Origin of the sequence: Pseudomonas sp. MWU13-2862 (genome assembly GCF_023242495.1) — a bacterium.
Taxonomy (GTDB): domain Bacteria; phylum Pseudomonadota; class Gammaproteobacteria; order Pseudomonadales; family Pseudomonadaceae; genus Aquipseudomonas; species Aquipseudomonas gingeri_D.
In genome coordinates, this window is sequence record NZ_JALMEZ010000014.1 from 121,135 (window position 1) to 140,631 (window position 19,497).

General features: G+C 62.3%; 16 protein-coding genes. 6 read left to right on the plus strand and 10 right to left on the minus strand.

Annotated elements, in window-relative coordinates:
• Positions 1–36 precede the first annotated feature (36 nt).
• The 3 genes from M5C56_RS24050 to M5C56_RS24060 all read right to left on the minus strand — a co-directional run bounded on the left by M5C56_RS24050 (position 37) and on the right by M5C56_RS24060 (position 4,792).
• Positions 37–846, minus strand: coding sequence for a putative RNA methyltransferase (locus tag M5C56_RS24050; protein ID WP_103497401.1), 810 nt, complete (start codon positions 844–846; stop codon positions 37–39).
• Entirely contained in the window at positions 846–1,997 is a 1,152-nt protein-coding gene (gene dapE, locus M5C56_RS24055; protein ID WP_103497400.1) for a succinyl-diaminopimelate desuccinylase, read from the minus strand. The genes M5C56_RS24050 and dapE overlap by 1 nt, the downstream gene beginning before the upstream one ends.
• 203 nt (positions 1,998–2,200) lie before the next feature.
• Complete coding sequence (locus M5C56_RS24060; protein WP_103497399.1) at positions 2,201–4,792, minus strand: glycosyltransferase; 2,592 nt, start codon at positions 4,790–4,792, stop codon at positions 2,201–2,203.
• A 258-nt stretch (positions 4,793–5,050) separates the two neighbouring features.
• Here M5C56_RS24060 and tcdA point away from each other — a divergent pair, with 258 nt between their 5' ends.
• Positions 5,051–5,869 (plus strand): tRNA cyclic N6-threonylcarbamoyladenosine(37) synthase TcdA, encoded by an 819-nt coding sequence (gene tcdA / locus M5C56_RS24065; protein WP_103497398.1) that lies wholly within the window; start codon positions 5,051–5,053, stop codon positions 5,867–5,869.
• A 3-nt stretch (positions 5,870–5,872) separates the two neighbouring features.
• Here tcdA and M5C56_RS24070 read toward each other — a convergent pair whose 3' ends face one another.
• From M5C56_RS24070 to M5C56_RS24085, 4 genes are all read right to left on the minus strand, one after another.
• On the minus strand, positions 5,873–6,277 hold the full coding sequence (locus M5C56_RS24070) for a SufE family protein (protein ID WP_103497397.1): 405 nt from the start codon (positions 6,275–6,277) through the stop codon (positions 5,873–5,875).
• Complete coding sequence (locus tag M5C56_RS24075; RefSeq protein ID WP_103497396.1) at positions 6,274–7,479, minus strand: cysteine desulfurase; 1,206 nt, start codon at positions 7,477–7,479, stop codon at positions 6,274–6,276. Before M5C56_RS24075 ends, M5C56_RS24070 begins: the two co-directional genes overlap by 4 nt.
• Before the next feature lie 232 nt (positions 7,480–7,711).
• Complete coding sequence (gene dapD / locus M5C56_RS24080) at positions 7,712–8,746, minus strand: 2,3,4,5-tetrahydropyridine-2,6-dicarboxylate N-succinyltransferase (RefSeq protein ID WP_103496372.1); 1,035 nt, start codon at positions 8,744–8,746, stop codon at positions 7,712–7,714.
• 45 nt (positions 8,747–8,791) lie between these two features.
• On the minus strand, positions 8,792–9,154 hold the full coding sequence (locus M5C56_RS24085) for an ArsC family reductase (RefSeq protein WP_103496373.1): 363 nt from the start codon (positions 9,152–9,154) through the stop codon (positions 8,792–8,794).
• A gap of 214 nt (positions 9,155–9,368) precedes the next feature.
• On the opposite strand from M5C56_RS24085, the gene M5C56_RS24090 reads away from it, so the two are divergent.
• Positions 9,369–11,018 carry a Na+/H+ antiporter gene (locus tag M5C56_RS24090; protein WP_103496425.1) on the plus strand — a complete coding sequence of 550 codons (1,650 nt, stop codon included), beginning with the start codon at positions 9,369–9,371 and terminating at the stop codon, positions 11,016–11,018.
• A 6-nt stretch (positions 11,019–11,024) separates the two neighbouring features.
• Here M5C56_RS24090 and dapC read toward each other — a convergent pair whose 3' ends face one another.
• From dapC to map, 3 genes are read right to left on the minus strand one after another with little or no spacing between them, the layout of a single operon-like run.
• Entirely contained in the window at positions 11,025–12,224 is a 1,200-nt protein-coding gene (dapC, locus tag M5C56_RS24095; RefSeq protein WP_103496374.1) for a succinyldiaminopimelate transaminase, read from the minus strand.
• Between the two features lie 36 nt (positions 12,225–12,260).
• The gene (locus M5C56_RS24100; protein ID WP_103496375.1) at positions 12,261–14,963 is read right to left on the minus strand and encodes a [protein-PII] uridylyltransferase; all 2,703 of its coding nucleotides are present in this window, start codon (positions 14,961–14,963) and stop codon (positions 12,261–12,263) included.
• 58 nt (positions 14,964–15,021) lie between these two features.
• Entirely contained in the window at positions 15,022–15,804 is a 783-nt protein-coding gene (map, locus tag M5C56_RS24105) for a type I methionyl aminopeptidase (RefSeq protein WP_103496376.1), read from the minus strand.
• Positions 15,805–16,200: 396 nt separating this feature from the next.
• On the opposite strand from map, the gene rpsB reads away from it, so the two are divergent.
• The 4 genes from rpsB (at position 16,201) to frr (ending at position 19,494) form a co-directional block, all read left to right on the plus strand.
• Positions 16,201–16,941, plus strand: coding sequence for a 30S ribosomal protein S2 (rpsB, locus tag M5C56_RS24110; RefSeq protein ID WP_100938580.1), 741 nt, complete (start codon positions 16,201–16,203; stop codon positions 16,939–16,941).
• Between the two features lie 189 nt (positions 16,942–17,130).
• The gene (gene tsf / locus M5C56_RS24115; protein ID WP_103496377.1) at positions 17,131–17,991 is read left to right on the plus strand and encodes a translation elongation factor Ts; all 861 of its coding nucleotides are present in this window, start codon (positions 17,131–17,133) and stop codon (positions 17,989–17,991) included.
• Between the two features lie 205 nt (positions 17,992–18,196).
• Complete coding sequence (gene pyrH, locus M5C56_RS24120; RefSeq protein WP_003172271.1) at positions 18,197–18,940, plus strand: UMP kinase; 744 nt, start codon at positions 18,197–18,199, stop codon at positions 18,938–18,940.
• Complete coding sequence (frr, locus tag M5C56_RS24125) at positions 18,937–19,494, plus strand: ribosome recycling factor (protein ID WP_100938582.1); 558 nt, start codon at positions 18,937–18,939, stop codon at positions 19,492–19,494. The genes pyrH and frr overlap by 4 nt, the downstream gene beginning before the upstream one ends.
• The last annotated feature ends 3 nt before the right edge of the window (positions 19,495–19,497 follow it).

Here is a 19,497-nt window from a genome sequence, read left to right on the forward strand (position 1 = left end):
GCCTTGAACCCGTGTCCAAGGCCATGAAGAGTGGGGTTATTGCAAAACGAAGTAATCGTAGCGCATCGACACGCTGACCTCGAACGGCTCCGGCTGTTCGATGACCCGCGCCCGGCGCTCGGCACTGGCTCGCCAGCCGTGGGGCGTCATGGCCAGCAGGTTCGCCCGGTCCTGGGCGCTGGCCAGGCTCAGCTTGAACTCCAGCACTTCGCTGTGTTGCAACGCCATGCCCTCCGGTACCAGGGCCAGGTGCTTGTCGTCAGTGTATTCGCGCACTTCATCGTACAGACGCTCGCGCAGTTCCATCAGGTGGCCGCTGGTCGGTCCGACTTTCATCAGGCCGCCACCGGGGCTCAGCAGGCGTTTGGCCTCCTGCCAGTCCAATGGGCTGAACACGCTGGCGATAAACTGGCAGCAGGCGTCGGCCAATGGCACCCGCGCCATGCTGGCGATCAACCAGGTCAGTTGCGGGTTGCGCCGGCAGGCACGCTTGACCGCCTCGCGGGAAATATCCAGCGCATAGCCGTCAGCCGCGGGCAGGGCCTCGGCCAGTTGCGCGGTGTAGTAGCCCTCGCCGCAGCCGATATCGACCCAGCGTCCCGGCGCCCGTTCGGCCGCCAGCTCCGCCAGGCGGCGGGCCACCGGCGCGTAGTGGCCGGCGTTGAGGAAGTCCCGTCGGGCTTCGACCATGGCCAGGTTGTCGCCCGGATCACGGCTGTTCTTGTGCTGGACCGGCAACAGATTCAGGTAACCCTGGCGTGCCCGGTCGAAACGATGCCCGAGCGGACAGGCCACGCCGTTGTCGACCGCGCTCAGGGGTGCGCTGCAGAGGGGGCAGGTGAGCATCAGGCAAGCAACTTGATCAGGGTCTGGTAGTAGATTTCGGTCAGCACATCGAGGTCGCTGGCCAGGACCCGCTCGTTGACCTGATGAATGGTCGCGTTGACCGGGCCCAACTCGACCACCTGGGTGCCGAGGGTCGCGATAAAGCGCCCGTCGGAGGTGCCGCCGCTGGTGGAAGCCTTGGTGTCACGCCCGGTGATGGTCTTGATGCTCGCCGACACCGCATCGAGCAGCGCGCCCGGCTCGGTGAGGAACGGCAGGCCGGACAGCGCCCATTCCACGTGCCAGTCCAGGCCGTGTTTGTCGAGGATCGCCGCGACCCGCTGTTGCAGGCCTTCAACCGTGGACTCGGTGGAGAAGCGGAAGTTGAACAACGCCACCAGTTCGCCGGCGATCACGTTGGTCGCACCGGTCCCCGAGTTGAGGTTGGAAATCTGGAAACTGGTCGGTGGGAAGAAGGCGTTGCCATTGTCCCAATGCTCGGCGGCCAGTTCGGCCAGGGCCGGAGCGGCCAGGTGGATCGGGTTTTTCGCCAGGTGCGGGTAGGCCACATGGCCCTGTACGCCGCGCACGGTGAGGCGGGCGCCGAGGGAGCCACGGCGGCCGTTCTTCACCACGTCACCGACCAGGGTGGTGCTCGACGGTTCGCCGACGATGCACCAGTCCAGGCGCTCGCTACGGGCGGCCAGGCGCTCGACCACGGCCTTGGTGCCGTGGTGGGCCGGGCCTTCTTCGTCGCTGGTGATCAGGAAGGCGACCGAACCGCGGTGGTCCGGGTAGTCCGCGACAAAACGCTCGGCGGCCACCAGCATCGCGGCCAGGCTGCCTTTCATGTCGGCCGCGCCGCGACCGCAGAGCATGCCGTGCTCGTCGATCAAGGCATCGAACGGATCGTTCTGCCAGGCCTGCAGCGGACCTGTCGGCACCACGTCGGTGTGACCGGCGAAACACAGCACCGGGCCTTCATGCTTGCCGTGGGTGGCCCAGAAGTTGTCGACGTCCTCGATACGCATCGGCTCGAGCTTGAAACCGGCATCGCCCAGGCGCTGCATCATCAGCTTCTGGCAGTCGGCATCGACCGGGGTCACGGAAGGGCGGCGAATCAGGTCGCAAGCGAGTTGCAGGGTCGGCGAAAGGTCGGCGTGGGCCGTCATGGGAAAGCTCCGAAACGGGTATGTAGGAGCGAGCTTGCTCGCGAGGGTGGTTCAGGCTCCGCGGGGTATCAGGTGCCCAGCATTATCGTTGACGACCATCGCGAGCAAGCTCGCTCCTACAGGAAGATAGGGGCGCGCAAAGGGTGGATATCTTAAAGCAAAACGGCGGCCCGCAGGCCGCCGTTTCGTGTCGTGCATCGCGTTTATGCGACGGATGCCGGCTCCGGCGCGCTGACCGGTTTCGGCAGCGAGGAGACGAACGCCATGATCAGTGCCGCCAGGTACGGCAACGACTGCACCAGCAACATCACTACCCAGAAGCGCATATCGTTGCTCGGCAAGCCCTGCACCAGGAAGATCCCCAGCGCCGCGGCCCACAACAGCAGCATGATGAACATCTCTTCGCGGGCCTCCGAAATCGCTACCCAGAAACCGTGGTTGTCGGCGTTTTTCGGCGTGCGGAAGAACGGAATGCTGCTGGTGAAGAAACCGTACAGCACTGCTTTGGCAATGGTGTGGGACAAGGCCAGGCCAGCCAGTGCGGCGGCGAAGGCATCCTTCATGTTGACCCCGACCGCGCGGCGGTAGAGGAACAGGATCTTGCCGACCTTGAACACGAACAGCGCCAGTGGCGGGATCGCGAAGATCAGCAGCGGCGGATCGACCCGTTGCGGCACGATGATCATCGCCGCCGACCAGAGCAGCGCGCCGACGGTGAAGAAGATATTCATGCCGTCGGCCACCCACGGCAACCAGCCCGCGAGGAAGTGGTAGCGCTGGCCACGGGTCAGTTCGGTGTCCTTGCCGCGCAGCAGGCTGGCGGTGTGCCGCTTGATGATCTGAATCGCCCCGTAGGCCCAGCGGAAACGCTGTTTCTTGAAGTCGATAAAGGTATCGGGCATCAGGCCCTTGCCGTAGCTGTCATGGTGATAAGCCGCCGACAGGCCTTTTTCGAAGACCCGCAGGCCCAGCTCGGCGTCTTCGCAGATGCACCAGTCGGCCCAGCCCAGTTCTTCCAGGACCGAGCGGCGGGTCATGGTCATGGTGCCGTGCTGGATGATCGCGTCGCGGTCGTTGCGGGTGACCATGCCGATATGGAAGAAGCCCTTGTATTCCGAGTAGCAGAGCTTCTTGAAGGTGCTTTCGTTCTGGTCGCGGTAGTCCTGGGGCGATTGCACGATGGCGATCTTCGGATCGGCGAAGTGCGGCACCATGTGCTTGAGCCAGTTGCGGTCGACGCAGTAGTCCGAGTCGATCACGGCGATGACTTCGGCGTCCTTGGCGGTGTGCGGGATCAGGTAGTTCAGCGCCCCGCCCTTGAAACCGGCCAGCGGCGCGACGTGGAAGAAACGGAAACGCGGGCCGAGGGTTTCGCAGTAGGCCTGCACCGGTTCCCAGACCGCCGGGTCCTTGGTGTTGTTGTCGATGATCAGGACTTCGTAGTCCGGATAATCGAGGGCCGCGAGGGCGTCGAGGGTCTGTTTGACCATCTCCGGCGGCTCGTTGTAGCACGGCACGTGGATCGAGACTTTCGGCCGGTAGTGCGAGTCGCCTTCAACCGGTAGGAATTCACGCCGGCGCTTGTGGGTCCAGACCGCCTCGGCCAGTTCGTGGGCCTCGGTGAGCAGGACGATAAACACGCCCAGGGCACCGATGGCCAGCAGGAAACCCACCGTCAGGCTGAACCAGGTGCTGTATTGCTGGCTGTAGTCGTAGCCGATCCACACCAGCACCGAACCGCAGAGGAACGCGGTAAAGGTCAGGAAGGTCCGGCCGCGCTGGCGCAGGGCCGAGCCGTCGATCATCAACAGGGTCAGCGAGAGCAGTGCGAGCACCACCGAACCGATGGCCAGTACGCGCCATTGCGGAATCGCCACCACCGGGCCTTCGAAGTTGAACTTCTGCTCGCGCGCGGCGTTGAACACGCCCCAATAGGCGCCCACCGAACCTTCGTCACTGGCCTTCCACGGCTGGTCGAAGGCTTCGATCACGAAGTAGTTGAAGCCCTGGCGGTTAAGCTTGTTGACTAGGGTGCGCAGGTAAATGGCCTGGTCGGCCTGGGTCGCATCGGCACCGCCACGCATGCGGCCGTTGCTCGGCCAGCCCACTTCCGAGAGCAGCAGGGGCTTTTTCGGGAACATGCGCTTGAGTTCGCGGGCGCGGTCCAGTACGTACTGGCCGGCCTTGTCCATGGGGATGAATTCCCAGTAGGGCAGGATGTGCGCGGCGATCAGGTCGACGTGCTTGACCAGTTCCGGGTTGTGTTCCCAGATATGCCACTGTTCCGAGGTGGTCACCGGCACCTTGACGGCCGCCCGTACGCGGTCGATCAGCACGGCCAGGTCTTTGGCGGTGATTTCCTTGCGGAAGATCGCCTCGTTACCGACCACCACCCGCACGACACTGCGGCTGGTGTTGGCCAGTTCGATGGCGCGGGCGATTTCCCGCTCGTTGCGCTCCTGGTCCGGGCTGATCCAGATCCCCAGGGTCACCCGCAGGCCGAACTCTTCGGCGAGCTTGGGAATGTCCTGAAGGGTGCCGTCGACCGAGTAGATACGGATGTTGTCCGTCAGCTTGCTCATGATCTCCAGGTCGCGACGCATTTCATCGTCGGTCGGGTACTGGTCTTTCTGTGGGAATTGTCCCTGCTGGAAAGGCGAGTAGGAGAAGCCGGCGATCTGCTCGGGCCAGTCAGGCGCCGAAACCGGGCGGTTGATCAGCGCCCAGAAACCGGTGAATAGCGCGGCAATTGCCAACACTACGACCAGGTTGAGTCCAAATTTACGCGATGACATAGGTATTTCGGGTTCCGAAAAGGGCTAGAACAGGGAACAGAGCGGCGCGCATCCTACACTTGCTATCCGTCGACCGTACAGTACCGTGGAATATGCGCAGGCATTGGGCAATGAGACAGGGCTTAAGTTCTTTCCTGATTCTTTGTAGCTCTATTCTCGTCAAAGTGTTGTGATTTAACGCTCATGGACAGCCATTCATAGGCTAAAGCTGCCCTCGGCCGGCGCCCGGCCCTATAATGCGCGCCGGTTTTTGGGGTAATGGTCATGAGTGCAGAAGATCCGCGGTTTGCCGGCGTCGCCCGGTTGTATGGCATTGAAGGGCTGGCGCGGCTGAAGGCCGCCCATGTGGCGATCGTCGGCGTCGGCGGTGTCGGCTCCTGGGCGGCGGAAGCCATTGCCCGTTGCGGTGTCGGCGAGATCTCGCTGTTCGACCTGGACGATGTCTGCGTCAGCAACAGCAACCGTCAGTTGCATGCCCTGGACAGCACCGTGGGTCGGGCCAAGGTCGAGGTGATGGGCGAGCGCCTGAAGGGCATCAATCCGGACTGCCAGGTTCACGCGGTGACCGATTTTGTGACCCGGGAAACCATGGCCGAGTACATCACCCCGGACATCGACTGCGTGATCGACTGCATCGACAGCGTCAATGCCAAGGCCGCGCTGATCGCCTGGTGCAAGCGGCGCAAGATCCAGATCATCACCACGGGCGGGGCGGGTGGGCAGATCGATCCGACCTTGATCCAGGTCTGCGACCTGAACCGTACCTTCAACGATCCCCTGGCCTCGAAGGTGCGTTCGACCTTGCGCCGTGACTACGGATTTTCCCGCACGGTGACCCGCCATTACAGCGTGCCCTGTGTGTTTTCCACCGAGCAGCTGCGTTATCCGAAGCCCGATGGCAGCATCTGCCTGCAGAAGAGTTTTGTCGGTGATGGGGTGAAGCTGGACTGTGCCGGTGGTTTTGGCGCGGTGATGATGGTCACGGCGACCTTCGGCATGGTGGCGGCGACCAAGGCGGTGGACAAGATCGTCGCGGGCATGCGCCGGCCGGCGGATCGGATCAAACCGCAGGCCTGAGGCTTATTGGGTCAATTCACGCATCCGCTGCAGCACGGCATTCAGGCCGTTGCTGCGGGACGGCGACAATTGTCGGGACAGGCCCAGTTGGTTGAACCAGTCGGGCAGGTCGACCTGCTGCAATTCGTCGGCGCTCAAGCCATTGACCCGCACCAGCAACAACGCCACCAGCCCACGAATCATTCGTGCATCGCTGCTCGCGGCAAACTGCCACTGACCGTCATGCAGCCGACCGGTCAACCACACCTGGCTTTCGCAGCCATGGACACGGTTGGCCTCGGTCTTGTCGGCGTCGTTCAAGGGCGGCAAGCGCTCTCCCCATTGCATCAGCAGGCGCGCCCGTTGTTCCCAGCCCGCCAGGTGCCGGAAATTTTCCAGAACCAGCAGTGCTTCAGCGGGCAGGCTCATCGCAACAGCTCCAGGGCCTGATCCAGTGCCTCGAAAAACCGTTCGAGGTCTTCGGAGTCGTTGTACACACCCAGCGATACGCGGATCGCGCCGGCCAGCCCGAGCTGTTTCATCAGTGGCATTGCGCAGTGATGCCCGGCGCGTACGGCAATCCCTTGCTCGGTCAGCAGGTGCGCCAGATCGGCGTTGTGCACGCCGTCGACGATAAAGCTGGCCAGTGCCAGTTGCGGTTCGCCCAACAGGCGGATGCCCTTGCGGACTTTCAGGCCTTGCAACAGGTGGGCGTGCAGCGCCGCTTCGTGGGCCGATACGGCGGCCTGGTCGAGGCCGGCCAGGTAGTCGAGGGTCGCGCCGAGGCCGATGACGCTGGCAATCGGTGGTGTTCCGGCTTCGAAGCCCAAGGGGGCCGGGCGGAAGCTGGCCTGCTGATAGTCCGCGTCCAGCACCATCTCGCCGCCGAATTGCCAGTGGCGCAGTTGGCTCAGGGCTTCGTGGCGGCCATAGAGCACGCCGACACCATCGGGGCCGTAGAGCTTGTGGCTGGAAAATACATAGAAATCGCAGCCCAGCGCCTGGACATCGTGGCGACCGTGAACCACGCCCTGGGCGCCGTCGACCACGGTCAGTGCGTTGAACGAGCGGGCCAGGGCCAGCAATTGCGGTAACGGTTGCCAGGCCCCGAGCACGTTGGACAGTTGGCTGACCGCCAGCAGACGGGTCCGTGGGCCGATCAACGGGCGGGCGGCTTCCAGGTCGATCAGGCCACTGTCGGTGATCGGCAGCACCACGAGGCGCAGTCCCCGACGTTGCGCCAGTTGCTGCCAGGGCAGCAGGTTGGCGTGATGCTCCAGGGCGCTGATAACGATCTCGTCGCCGGGCTGGAAAAGCGCTTCCAGGCCATAGGCCAGGAGGTTCAGCGCCGAGGTGGCACCGTGGGTGAAGACGATCTGTCCGCTATTGCCGACGTTGAGCCACTGGCCAGTCTTGCTTCGACTGTCCTCGAAGGCCTGGGTGGCGTGGGCGCCGGGCAGGTGTTGGGCACGGTGCACATTGGCCGCACCGTTGCTGTAATAGTGCGCCAGGGCATCGATCAGCGCCTGGGGCTTCTGGGTGGTGGCGGCGCTGTCCAGGTAGACCTGGTCTTGCCGTTGCAGGGCGGCGATGGCCGGGAAATCGGCGCGCCAGGGAGAAGGTATCAGCATGGTGTTCGGCCCTGGTGAGCGTGGGCGAGGGGGCGCGAAACCTGTAGGCATTGGTCTGGCTCGTGAAGTTTTTGCCGACCTTGAAGGCCTCTTCGCGGGCAAGCCCTGCTCCTACAGTAGGGCGCCGAGCGCAGGTTTTGCGTACGACATAAACCTGTAGGAGCAGGGCTTGCCCGCGAAGGCGGCCTCACAGGCACCCCCGCCAGCAAGCCGGCCCCTACAACAATCCTGCTCAGTTATGCGCGTGCAGGGCTTCGTTCAGCGCAATGGCCGACTTATGGCTCTTGCATTCCACTGCACCGGTTTCCGAGTTGCGACGGAACAGCAGGTCCGGCAGGCCGGCCAGGTCGCGGGCCTTGAGCACCTTGACCAACTGGTTGTTTTCGTCGAGCAGCGCCACTTTTGTCCCGGCGGTCACGTACAGGCCCGATTCCACGGTGTTGCGGTCGCCCAACGGAATGCCGATACCGGCGTTGGCGCCGATCAGGCAGCCTTCGCCGACCTTGATGACGATGTTGCCGCCGCCGGACAGGGTACCCATGGTCGAGCAACCGCCGCCCAGGTCCGACCCCTTGCCGACGAAGACACCCGCCGAAACGCGGCCTTCGATCATGCCCGGGCCTTCGGTGCCGGCGTTGAAGTTGACGAAACCTTCGTGCATCACGGTGGTGCCTTCGCCGATGTAGGCACCCAGGCGAATCCGCGCGCTGTCAGCGATACGCACGCCGCTCGGCACCACGTAGTCGGTCATTTTCGGGAACTTGTCCACCGAGAACACTTCCAGCAGCTCGCCACGCAGGCGCGCTTCCAGTTGATGGGCGGCCAGCTCCGACAGGTCGATGGCGCCCTGGCTGGTCCAGGCCACGTTCGGCAGCAGCGGGAACACGCCCGCCAGGCTCAGGCCATGGGGCTTGACCAGACGGTGGGAGAGCAGGTGCAGCTTGAGGTAAGCCTCGGGGGTAGACGTCAGCTGGACGTCTTCTGCCAATACGGTGGCGACCAACGGCTTGTGGCTTTCGGCCAGGCGGGTCAGCAGGGCGGCCTGGGCGGCGTCGACGGTTTTCAGGGCGTCGGCCAGTTGCGAGGCCTGGGCGGTGCTGAAGGTGATCGCCTGGTTGCCGCCGGTGTAACCGAGGATCGGCGCGATGGCGGCGACCAGCTCGGCCGACGGCTGAATCAGGGGTTGGGCGTAGAAAACTTCCAGCCAGGCACCTTGACGATTCTGGGTGCCAACGCCGAAGCCCAGGCTGAACAGAGTAGTGGACATGCAGTTACCTCTTGCAAAATGAGTGGGGGCCTTGAGCGCTCTGGCTCAGTTGAGGGCCGCCGCATAAATATCTGGCTTGAAGCCAATCAGGGTTCGGTCACCGAGATCAAGCACCGGGCGCTTGATCATCGAGGGTTGTGCCAGCATCAGTTCAATCGCTTTCGCCTGGTCGAGATCGGCTTTACGTTCGTCGTCGAGTTTGCGAAAGGTGGTTCCGGCACGGTTCAGCACCACTTGCCAGCCGTGCTCGTTGCACCACTGGGTCAGGTGTTCGCGGTCGATACCGGCGGTCTTGTAGTCATGGAACGCGTAGGGCACGGCCTGTTCGTCAAGCCAGGTACGGGCCTTTTTCATGGTGTCACACGCCTTGATTCCGAAAAGGTGCAACGTTTTGCTCGAAGCGGTCACAGCAATTGCCTCCCCTTTGGAGATGCGAGGGATGAAAGGTTGAAGATTATGCCATGACCGGGCCGCTTAGGCGCCTTAGTCGTGTGCGGTTACATCTTCCCCTGCCGACTGCGACTTTGGTGCAGCGTCCGGGCGGCAGCATAAGCGGCTAATATGGCACTTCGACGGCAAACCGTTGCCAGAGATATGCTTTAAACGATTGGGAATGCCTTTTATGCAGACGGCCTACACCGTTCTGATTCTGCTGATGCTGGTCGGCGTCTCGCGTTTGCTCTGGCGGGTGATCCCGCTGCCGCTGCCCCTGGTGCAGATTGCGGCGGGGGCGCTGCTGGCCTGGCCGACCCTGGGCCTGCATGTGGCCCTGGACCCGGAATTGTTTCTGTTCCTGTTTCTGCCGCCGTTGCTGTTTTCCGATGGTTGGCGCATGCCCAAGCGCGATCTGTGGCGCCTGCGCGGGCCGATCCTGACCCTGGCCGTGGGGCTGGTGCTGTTCACCGTGGTCGGTGCCGGCTATTTCATTCACTGGCTATTGCCGGCCATTCCCTTGCCGGTGGCCTTCGCCCTGGCCGCCGTGTTGTCACCAACCGACGCCGTGGCGGTTTCCGCTATTGCCCAGAACCGTCTGCCGACGCCGCTGATGCATATGCTCCAGGGCGAGGCGCTGATGAATGATGCGTCGGGCCTGGTGACCTTCAAGTTCGCCCTGGCGGCGGCTGTGACCGGTGCCTTCTCCCTGGCCAATGCGAGCCTGACCTTTGTCCTGGTGGCGGTCGGTGGCCTGGCCGTCGGCGTGGCGCTGAGCTGGCTGGTGGGGCGCTTTCGGGTCTGGATGATCGCCCGTGGCTGGGACGATCCGGCGACCCACGTGGTGTTCATGTTGCTATTGCCGTTCGCCGCCTATGTGCTGGCCGAGCGCCTCGGGGTGTCGGGAATCCTCTCGGCGGTGGCGGCGGGGATGATGCAGAGCTGGCTCGACCTGTTGCCGCGCCAGACCAGCACCCGGCTGCTCAACCGCAGTGTCTGGTCGCTGTTGGAGTTCGCCTTCAACGGGCTGATCTTCCTGCTGCTGGGCTTGCAGTTGCCGGATATTGTCAAGGCGGTTGCCAGCCACGAGACTTCGTTGTGGCCGACCTTGCTCTATCGCTGCCTCGAAGTGCTGGCGATCTTTCTGGCCCTGGTGGTGTTGCGTTTTGTCTGGGTGCACAGCATCTGGCGCTTGTCGGAGCTGCTGCGGCACTGGCGTGGCAAAGATCCGTTGTCAGGGATGGCCAAGGGGCGTTCCTGCTGGTTGCTGACGGTAGGTGGTGTACGTGGGGCGGTGACGTTGGCGGGTGTGATGTCGGTGCCGCTGCTGATCGCACCCGGGGTGGATTTTCCCGAGCGTGACTTGCTGATTTTCATCGCCGCCGGGGTGATCCTGCTGTCGTTGGTGACGGCCAGTGTTGTCCTGCCGCTGCTGTTGCGCGACTTGCCGAAAAGCCAGGATGACAGGCACCGTGGCGAAGTGCGCGAAGCCTGGAAGAAGACCGCCGAAGCGGCGATCCATGTGCTGGAGGGCGAGGAGTTGGGCGTACCGCAGGACGCGGCCCAAGATGCGACCCAGGCCGCGTTGGCCACCGAGTTGAAAGCGCAGTTGATGGCCGAATACCGGCATCAACTGGAGGTGTTCAACGACTCCACCGAAGCCCAGGCGCTGGCGTTCCAGATGGACCAGTTGGACCGCCGCTTGCGCTTGAAGGCACTGCGGGCGCAGCGCCTGGAGTTGTACCGGCTCAGTCGCCAGCACCAGATCGGCGACGATGTGTTGCGCGAGGTGCTGGCGGAGCTGGATCTGAGCGAGGCGAACCTCGGCTCGGTGAAGTAGCCGGGGTTACTGGCGGCGCTGGATGAACGCGCGAATCCGCTCGGCGGCCTCGACACACTCTGCCAACGGCGCAACCAGGGCCATGCGCACGCGCCCGGCCCCGGGATTGACGCCGTCCACTTCGCGGGACAGATAGGAGCCCGGCACCACGGTCACATGTTCCTCGGCAAACAGATCGCGGCAGAACGCCGCATCATCGCCCTGCACATTCGGCCACAGGTAGAAGCTGCCATCCGGGCGTTGCACATCCAGCACCGGCGCCAGAATCTCCAGCACCGCATCGAACTTCTCGCGATACAACGCACGGTTGGCGCGCACATGGATCTCGTCGTTCCAGGCCGCGACGCTGGCCAGCTGGGTTTGCACCGGCATCGCGCAGCCGTGGTAGGTGCGATACAGCAGGAAGGCCTTGAGAATATCCGCGTCACCGGCCACGAAGCCCGAGCGCAGCCCCGGCAGGTTGGAGCGCTTGGACAGGCTATGGAACACCACGCAACGCTTGAAGTCCTTGCGGCCCAGCGCCACACAGGCACTGAGCAGGCCCGGCGGTGGAGTCTGCTCATCGAAGTACAGCTCGCTGTAGCACTCGTCGGCGGCGATCACGAAGTCATGCTCGTCGGCCAGGGCGATCAGCTTTTTCAAGGTCTCCAGCGGGATCAGCGCCCCGGTCGGGTTGCCCGGCGAGCACAGGAACAGGATCTGGCAACGCTGCCAGATCTCCGCCGGCACGGCGTCGAAGTCCGGGTTGAAGCTGTTTTCGTCCAGGCACGGCAGGTAGTGCGGCTTGGCCCCGGCGAGGAAGGCCGCGCCTTCGTAGATCTGATAGAACGGGTTGGGGCTGACCACCAGGGCGTCGTCGCCACGGTTGACCACGGTCTGGGTAAAGGCGAACAGCGCCTCACGGGTGCCATTGACCGGCAGGATATTGCGCGCCGGGTCGATCCAGCCGCTCGGCACGCCGAAACGTCGCTCGCACCAGCCGGCAATGGCTTCACGCAGGGCCGGTACGCCGAGGGTGGTCGGGTACACTGCCATCTGTTCCAGGTTGGCGGTCAGGGCTTCGGCGACAAACGCCGGCGAGCGGTGCTTCGGTTCGCCGATGGACAGGGCGATCGGCCGCTTGTCCGCATTCGGCGTCACGCTGCCGAGCAGGGCGCGGAGTTTCTCGAACGGATAGGGCTGCAACTGGTTCAGGGCGTTGTTCATCGGTAACGGAGCTCGCTTCATTCAGGTGTCGGCGCGTCAGATACTCAGGCGCATCGTTTCAAGGGGCGGTTCGGCGTTGACGCTCAACTGTTCGACGATGGCGTCCTGCAATCGGCTGCACAGCTGCGGGTCGGACAGCGGTTGGTTGTCGGCGTCGGTAATGAAGAACACGTCTTCCACCCGCTCGCCGAGGGTGGCGATCTTGGCGTTCTGCAGCGACAGGTCGAACTCCAGGAAGATCTTTCCAATCCGTGCCAGCAGCCCGGGACGGTCCGGCGCGCTCAGCTCCAGCACCGTCACCGGACGCTGGGCGTCGTTGTGGATGGTGACCTGGGGCGCGAAGGCGAAGTGCTTGAGCTGGCGCGGGACCCGGCGCTGGATGATGGTCGGATAGTCGTCCGGGTTGCGCAGGGCTTCGGTCAGGCCGTCGCGGATCTGCTTGATGCGCTTCGGATTGTCGCCGATGGAGCCGCCGTCGTTGTCCAGCACGATGTAGGTGTCGAGGGTGAACTGGCTGCTGGAGGTGATGACCCGGGCGTCGTGGATGTTCAGGTTGAGCTGGTCCATCGCGGCCACGGTCACGGCGAAGAAGTCGTGCTGGTCCGGGGCGTAGATGAAAATCTGCGTGCCGCCTTCGAATTCGCGCTGGGTGGTTTCCTTGATCAGCACCAGCGGGCCGCCATCGGCCGGCTGCTGGAGGATCGCATCGCTGTGCCAGGCGACGTCGCCGGCGGTGTGGCGCAGGAAGTAGTCATCGCCCAGTTGCGACCAGAGCTGCTCGACATCGTCCGGGTCGGTACCGGCGCGCACCAGGATATCCAGGGCGGCGCTCTGGGTCTGGCGAATCTGCTCCTCGCGGTCCACCGGGTTTTCCAGGCCACGGCGCAGGGCGCGCTTGGTCTCGGTGTAGAGCTGGCGCAACAGGCTGGCGCGCCAGGAGTTCCACAGGCTCGGGTTGGTCGCGTTGATGTCGGCGACGGTCAGCACATAGAGGTAGTCCAGGTGCACCTGGTCGCCGACGGTCTGGGCGAAGTCGTGGATGACCTGCGGGTCGGACAGGTCCTTGCGCTGGGCGGTGGTGGACATCACCAGGTGGTTCTGCACCAGCCAGACGATCAGGCGGCTGTCCCACGGCGGCAACTGGTGACGGGCGCAGAAGGCCTCGGCATCCACTGCGCCGAGTTCCGAATGGTCGCCGTGGCGGCCCTTGCCGATGTCATGGTAAAGCCCGGCCATGTAGATCAGTTCGGGCTTGGGCAGCTTGGCCATCAGCTTGGCGGCCAGCGGGAATTTCTCCGAGACCTGGGTGTACTGCAGTTTGCGCAGGTGCTTGATCAGGTTCAGGGTGTGGGCATCGACCGTATAGATATGGAACAGGTCGTGCTGCATCTGCCCGACGATATCGCCGAATTCCGGCAGGTAGCGCCCGAGGATGCCGTAGCGGTTCATCCGGCGCAGGTTGCGATGGATGCCGATCTTGCACTTGAACAGCTCGATGAACAGGCTGGTGTTGCGGATATCGTTGCGGAAGTCGTCGTCGATCAGATGACGGTGTTCCCGCAGCAGGCGGATGGTGTCGGCGCGCACACCCTTGATTTCCGGCTGCTGGGCCATCAGCACGAAGATTTCCAGCATGGCGAACGGCGTACGCCGGAAGACATTCGGGTTACTCGCCTCGATATAGCCGTCGTGCAACTGGAAACGCGAGTTCAACGGCTGCGGCGGCGCTTCGTCTTCCGGGGCGAGGATGATTTCCTCGAAGTGCTGGATGATCAGGTCGCTGAGCTGGGCAATGCTCATGACCACCCGGTAGTACTGCTGCATGAAATTTTCGATGGCCTGTTTCGCATCGTCGCCCTTGAAACCCAGCAGTCCGGCGATGCTGCGCTGGTGGTCGAATAGCAGGCGGTCTTCGGCGCGGCCGGCGAGCATGTGCAGGGCGTAGCGGACTTTCCAGAGGAACTCCTGGGATGAGGCCAGCAGGGCGTTTTCGCTCTCCACCAGAAAGCCTTCGCCGGCCAGGGCCCGCAGGTTCAGGGTGCCGTACTGGCGGCGGGCGACCCAGAGGATCGTCTGGATATCCCGCAGGCCGCCGGGCGAGCCCTTGACGTTGGGTTCCAGGTTGTATTCGGTGTCGTTGTACTTGTGGTGGCGGGCCTTCTGTTCAGCGCGCTTGGCCAGGAAGAAGTCCTTGCTCGGCCACATGTGCGCCGTGCTGGTGACATCGAGCATGCGCTGGCGCAGGCGCTCGGGACCGGCGACGGTGCGACTTTCCATCAGGTTGGTGATGATCGTCAGGTCGGCCCGGGCTTCCTCGGCGCACTCGTCGACCGAACGCACGCTCTGGCCGACTTCCAGGCCGATGTCCCAGAGCAGGGTGAGGAAACGTTCTATGGAGTCGCGAAAGATCTCGTGGTCGGCGCTGTCGAGCAGGATCAGCAGGTCGATGTCCGAGTAGGGGTGCAATTCGCCGCGACCGTAGCCGCCGACCGCCACCAGGGCGATATCGGCGTCTTCGCTCCAACTGAACTGGTCCCAGGCCTGTTGCAGGATGTTATCGATGAACCAGGCGCGGTCTTCGATCAGCCGGCGGATATCACGCCCGGCGCGAAAGCGCTCGTCGAGCACCTCGCGGGCGTGGCGAATGGCCTTCTTGAAGGCGGCGATGGGGCTGGCCTTCAGTGCCAGTTCCGCCTGGAACTGGCCGCGGTCGAAGAGTTCGGGGTCCACCTGCGGCATCGATTGGCTTTCCTTGGGTTCTGATAGGCGTTCTGTACAGAGCGGCAGGTGCAAGCGATCAGGCCGAGACGCGCGGGATGGTCTCATCGCTGCGCAGGGTGAAGATCTCGTAGCCGGTGTCGGTGACCAGCAGGGTGTGCTCCCACTGGGCCGACAGCTTGCGGTCCTTGGTGATCGCGGTCCAGCCGTCGCCCAGCACCTTGGTGTCGGCCTTGCCCTGGTTGATCATCGGTTCGATGGTGAAGGTCATGCCGGCCTTGAGTTCCATGCCGGTACCGGCGCGGCCGTAGTGCAGGATCTGCGGTTCTTCGTGGAACACCTTGCCGATACCGTGGCCACAGAACTCACGCACCACCGAGAAGCCGTTCTTTTCCGCGTGCTTCTGGATGATTTCACCGATGTCGCCCAGGCGGCAGCCGGGTTTGACGATCTCGATGGCCTTGTACATGCATTCCTGGGTGATCTGCGACAGGCGCTCGGCCCAGACCGGTACGGTGCCGACGTGGAACATCTTGCTGGTGTCGCCGTGGTAGCCATCCTTGATGACGGTGACGTCGATGTTCACCGTGTCACCATCCTTGAGTGGCTTGTCGCCCGGGATGCCGTGGCAGACCACGTGGTTGACCGAGGTGCAGATCGACTTCGGGAAACCCTTGTAGTTGAGCGGGGCGGGGATGGCCTGCTGCACGTTGACGATATAGTCGTGGCAGATACGGTCCAGCTCCTCGGTGGTGACACCGGGCTTGACGTGTTCACCGATCATTTCCAGTACATCGGCAGCCAGGCGGCCAGCGACACGCATTTTTGCGATGTCCTCGGGGGTTTTGAGGGTGACGGTCATACAGGCTCTCTTTTACGCGCCGGGCGCGAATAAACACGGAATGGGGCGAAAACGGCGGGGCCGCGATGGCTGGCCCCGGGGGTTCAGTACCCTTAAAAGCGTGATTCTACCAGACGCAAGGGGTAAACCATGAGCATCCGGCTATCGCTTCTCTCTATAAGCTGGGGCCATTCTGGCCCGAATCCAGGGCGCGCGCAAAAGCCCGGGAGGGGAAATGCGAATGCAGGTTTCGTTTTGGCCGTTCTTGTGGTATAAAATGCGCCGCTTTCCGGGGATAGCCCCGCGGAGCTTAAATCCACACACGTGTCGACACGATGACCTGGGTGCCTTCAGCTGATGCTGCTGGTTGGTCATTGGGATACGTGGAGGCCAAACCCGACTTATCAAGGAACTATCATGTCCCAAGTCAACATGCGCGATATGCTGAAGGCCGGTGTGCACTTCGGTCACCAGACCCGTTACTGGAACCCGAAAATGGGCAAGTACATTTTCGGCGCGCGTAACAAGATCCACATCATCAACCTTGAAAAAACCCTGCCGATGTTCAACGAAGCTCTGACTTTCGTAGAACGCCTGGCCCAGGGCAAAAACAAGATTCTGTTCGTCGGCACCAAGCGTTCCGCCGGCAAGATCGTTGCTGAAGAAGCAGCACGTTGCGGTTCGCCGTACGTCGATCACCGCTGGTTGGGCGGCATGCTGACCAACTTCAAAACCATCCGTGCTTCGATCAAGCGTCTGCGTGACCTGGAAATCCAGGCCGAAGACGGTACTTTCGCCAAGCTGACCAAGAAAGAGGCGCTGATGCGCACTCGCGACCTGGAAAAGCTCGATCGTTCCCTGGGTGGTATCAAGGACATGGGCGGTCTGCCTGACGCACTGTTCGTGATCGACGTTGACCACGAGCGCATCGCGATCACCGAAGCCAACAAGCTGGGCATCCCGGTTATCGGCGTAGTCGATACCAACAGCAGCCCGGAAGGCGTTGACTACATCATCCCAGGCAACGATGACGCCATCCGCGCCATCCAGTTGTACATGGGTTCGATGGCTGACGCTGTGATCCGTGGCCGCAACAACAACGGTGGCGGTACCGTCGAGTTCGCTACTGAAGAAGCTCCGGTCGCCGCAGCTGAGTAATTGACGCCCTGGCGTTGACTCAGTAAGCAAAAAGGGGGCTTGGCCCCCTTTTTGCCACCTCGAAAACCGTTGGTTGCTGGTACCGCTACAGCCTTTGTAATGTGTAGCCGCTACAACGGGATCGGGAAGAATTGAACGCCCGTTCGATCGGGTGGAATGGTTGATAACCTATCCAAGAGGAATTTTGAAATGGCAGAGATTACTGCAGCGTTGGTCAAAGAACTGCGCGAGCGTACCGGCGAAGGCATGATGGACTGCAAGAAAGCCTTGACCAAGGCTGGCGGCGACATCGAAAAAGCCATTGATGACATGCGCGCTTCGGGCGCCATCAAGGCGGCCAAGAAAGCCGGCAACATTGCCGCTGAAGGCGCCATCGCAATCAAGGGCGACGGCAAAGCTGCCGTGATCCTGGAAGTGAACTCGCAGACCGACTTCCTGGCTCTGCAAGACGACTTCAAGGGCTTCGTTGCTGCCAGCGTTGAAAAAGCCTTCGCTGACAAGCTGACCGACGCAGCTCCGCTGATCGCAGCTCAAGAATCGGCACGTGAAGCACTGGTTGCCAAAGTGGGCGAAAACGTCAACATCCGTCGCCTGGCGCGTATCGAAGGTGATGTGGTCGGCGCTTACCTGCACGGCAACAAGATCGGTGTGGTTGTGGCCCTCAAAGGCGGCAACGAAGACCTGGCCAAAGACGTTGCCATGCACGTTGCGGCAACCAACCCTGAGTTCCTGCTGCCATCGCAGGTCTCCGCTGAAGCCATTGAACGCGAAAAAGGCGTTTTCCTGAGCCTCAACGAAGACAAGATCAAAGGCAAGCCAGCTGAAATCGTTGAAAAAATGGTCAGCGGCCGTATCAGCAAGTTCCTGGCCGAAGCCAGCCTGGTTGAGCAAGCTTTCGTCAAGAACCCGGAAGTCACCGTCGGTGCCCTGGTCAAGAAAGCCGGCGCTGAAATCGTTTCCTTCACTTACTTCAAAGTAGGTGATGGCATCGAGAAGCCAGTGGACAACTTCGCTGAAGAAGTTGCTGCTCAGCTGGCTGCCAACAAGTAAAAGACGGTTTTCAACTGTCGACCCAAGAGGCTGCCCGCTCACGCGCGCAGCCTCTTTTCAAATGGGAGGAGAGGTTTCTCTTTTTCCATTCGGAACCGACTTACAAGGTTGTGTTCTGATGGCGCTGTAGCAGCGCCAAGCTAGAGTAAGCGCAGGCTGCAAACAGCTCGCAAGTTTTTTTTAAACGCCGCAGGAGAGATTCGCAATGGCTCAGCAGGGCAGTGGCTATCAAGCTCGCTATAAACGCATTCTACTCAAACTTAGCGGCGAGGCCCTGATGGGCTCGGAAGAGTTCGGGATCGACCCGAAGGTTCTGGATCGCATGGCGCTGGAAGTCGGCCAACTGGTCGGCATCGGTGTCCAGGTCGGTCTGGTGATTGGCGGTGGCAACCTGTTCCGCGGCGCCGCCTTGAGTGCCGCCGGGATGGACCGTGTCACCGGCGACCACATGGGCATGCTGGCCACCGTGATGAATGCACTGGCGATGCGCGACGCGCTGGAACGTGCGAATATCTCGGCCATCGTGATGTCGGCTATTTCCATGGTCGGCGTGACCGATCACTATGATCGCCGCAAGGCCATGCGTCACCTCAACGCCAAGGAAGTGGTGATCTTCGCGGCTGGTACCGGCAATCCGTTTTTCACCACGGATTCGGCAGCCTGCCTGCGTGCGATTGAAATCGACGCCGATGTGGTGCTCAAGGCGACCAAGGTCGATGGCGTTTACACCGCGGACCCATTCAAAGACCCGCATGCCGAGAAGTTCGATCATCTGACCTACGATGAAGTGCTGGATCGCAAGCTGGGTGTCATGGACCTCACCGCTATCTGCCTGTGCCGCGATCACAAGATGCCGCTGCGCGTATTTAACATGAACAAGCCCGGCGCCCTGCTGAACATCGTGCATGGCGGCGCTGAAGGAACCCTGATCGAGGAAGGCCAACAATGATCAACGAAATCAAGAAAGACGCTCAAGAGCGCATGAAGAAGTCCCTGGAATCCCTGGCCCATGCATTTGGCCGGATTCGTACCGGGCAGGCTCACCCAAGCATCCTGGAAGGCGTCATGGTGCCTTATTACGGCACTGACACCCCGATCAAGCAGGTCGCCAACATCACCGTCAAGGACGCGCGCACCCTGCAGGTCGTGGCGTTCGAGCGCAACATGCTCGGTGCCGTGGACAAGGCGATCGGCAGCGCCGGCCTGAACCTCAACCCGACCAACCTGGGCGAGCTGCTGCTGATCTCGATGCCGGCGCTGACCGAAGAAACCCGTCGTGGTTTCACCAAGCAAGCGCGCGAAGAAGCGGAAAACGCTCGCATTGCCGTGCGTAACATTCGTCGCGATGTGCTGGGTGACCTGAAGGATCTGGTCAAGGAAAAAGAGATCAGTGAAGACGAAGAGCGTCGTGCGGCTGACGATATCCAGAAGCTGACCGACAAGTTCGTGGCGGAAATCGAAGTGGCCGTGAAGCAAAAAGAAGCGGACCTGATGGCCGTTTAAGGG

What these genes read in the sequence shown, in the direction of transcription:
- M5C56_RS24050 (WP_103497401.1), bottom strand. Translation starts at nt 846, where the DNA reads ATGCTCACCTGCCCCCTCTGCAGCGCACCCCTGAGCGCGGTCGACAAC.
- dapE (WP_103497400.1), bottom strand. Translation starts at nt 1,997, where the DNA reads ATGACGGCCCACGCCGACCTTTCGCCGACCCTGCAACTCGCTTGCGAC.
- M5C56_RS24060 (WP_103497399.1), bottom strand. Translation starts at nt 4,792, where the DNA reads ATGTCATCGCGTAAATTTGGACTCAACCTGGTCGTAGTGTTGGCAATT.
- tcdA (WP_103497398.1), top strand. Translation starts at nt 5,051, where the DNA reads ATGGTCATGAGTGCAGAAGATCCGCGGTTTGCCGGCGTCGCCCGGTTG.
- M5C56_RS24070 (WP_103497397.1), bottom strand. Translation starts at nt 6,277, where the DNA reads ATGAGCCTGCCCGCTGAAGCACTGCTGGTTCTGGAAAATTTCCGGCAC.
- M5C56_RS24075 (WP_103497396.1), bottom strand. Translation starts at nt 7,479, where the DNA reads ATGCTGATACCTTCTCCCTGGCGCGCCGATTTCCCGGCCATCGCCGCC.
- dapD (WP_103496372.1), bottom strand. Translation starts at nt 8,746, where the DNA reads ATGTCCACTACTCTGTTCAGCCTGGGCTTCGGCGTTGGCACCCAGAAT.
- M5C56_RS24090 (WP_103496425.1), top strand. Translation starts at nt 9,369, where the DNA reads ATGCAGACGGCCTACACCGTTCTGATTCTGCTGATGCTGGTCGGCGTC.
- dapC (WP_103496374.1), bottom strand. Translation starts at nt 12,224, where the DNA reads ATGAACAACGCCCTGAACCAGTTGCAGCCCTATCCGTTCGAGAAACTC.
- M5C56_RS24100 (WP_103496375.1), bottom strand. Translation starts at nt 14,963, where the DNA reads ATGCCGCAGGTGGACCCCGAACTCTTCGACCGCGGCCAGTTCCAGGCG.
- map (WP_103496376.1), bottom strand. Translation starts at nt 15,804, where the DNA reads ATGACCGTCACCCTCAAAACCCCCGAGGACATCGCAAAAATGCGTGTC.
- rpsB (WP_100938580.1), top strand. Translation starts at nt 16,201, where the DNA reads ATGTCCCAAGTCAACATGCGCGATATGCTGAAGGCCGGTGTGCACTTC.
- tsf (WP_103496377.1), top strand. Translation starts at nt 17,131, where the DNA reads ATGGCAGAGATTACTGCAGCGTTGGTCAAAGAACTGCGCGAGCGTACC.
- pyrH (WP_003172271.1), top strand. Translation starts at nt 18,197, where the DNA reads ATGGCTCAGCAGGGCAGTGGCTATCAAGCTCGCTATAAACGCATTCTA.
- frr (WP_100938582.1), top strand. Translation starts at nt 18,937, where the DNA reads ATGATCAACGAAATCAAGAAAGACGCTCAAGAGCGCATGAAGAAGTCC.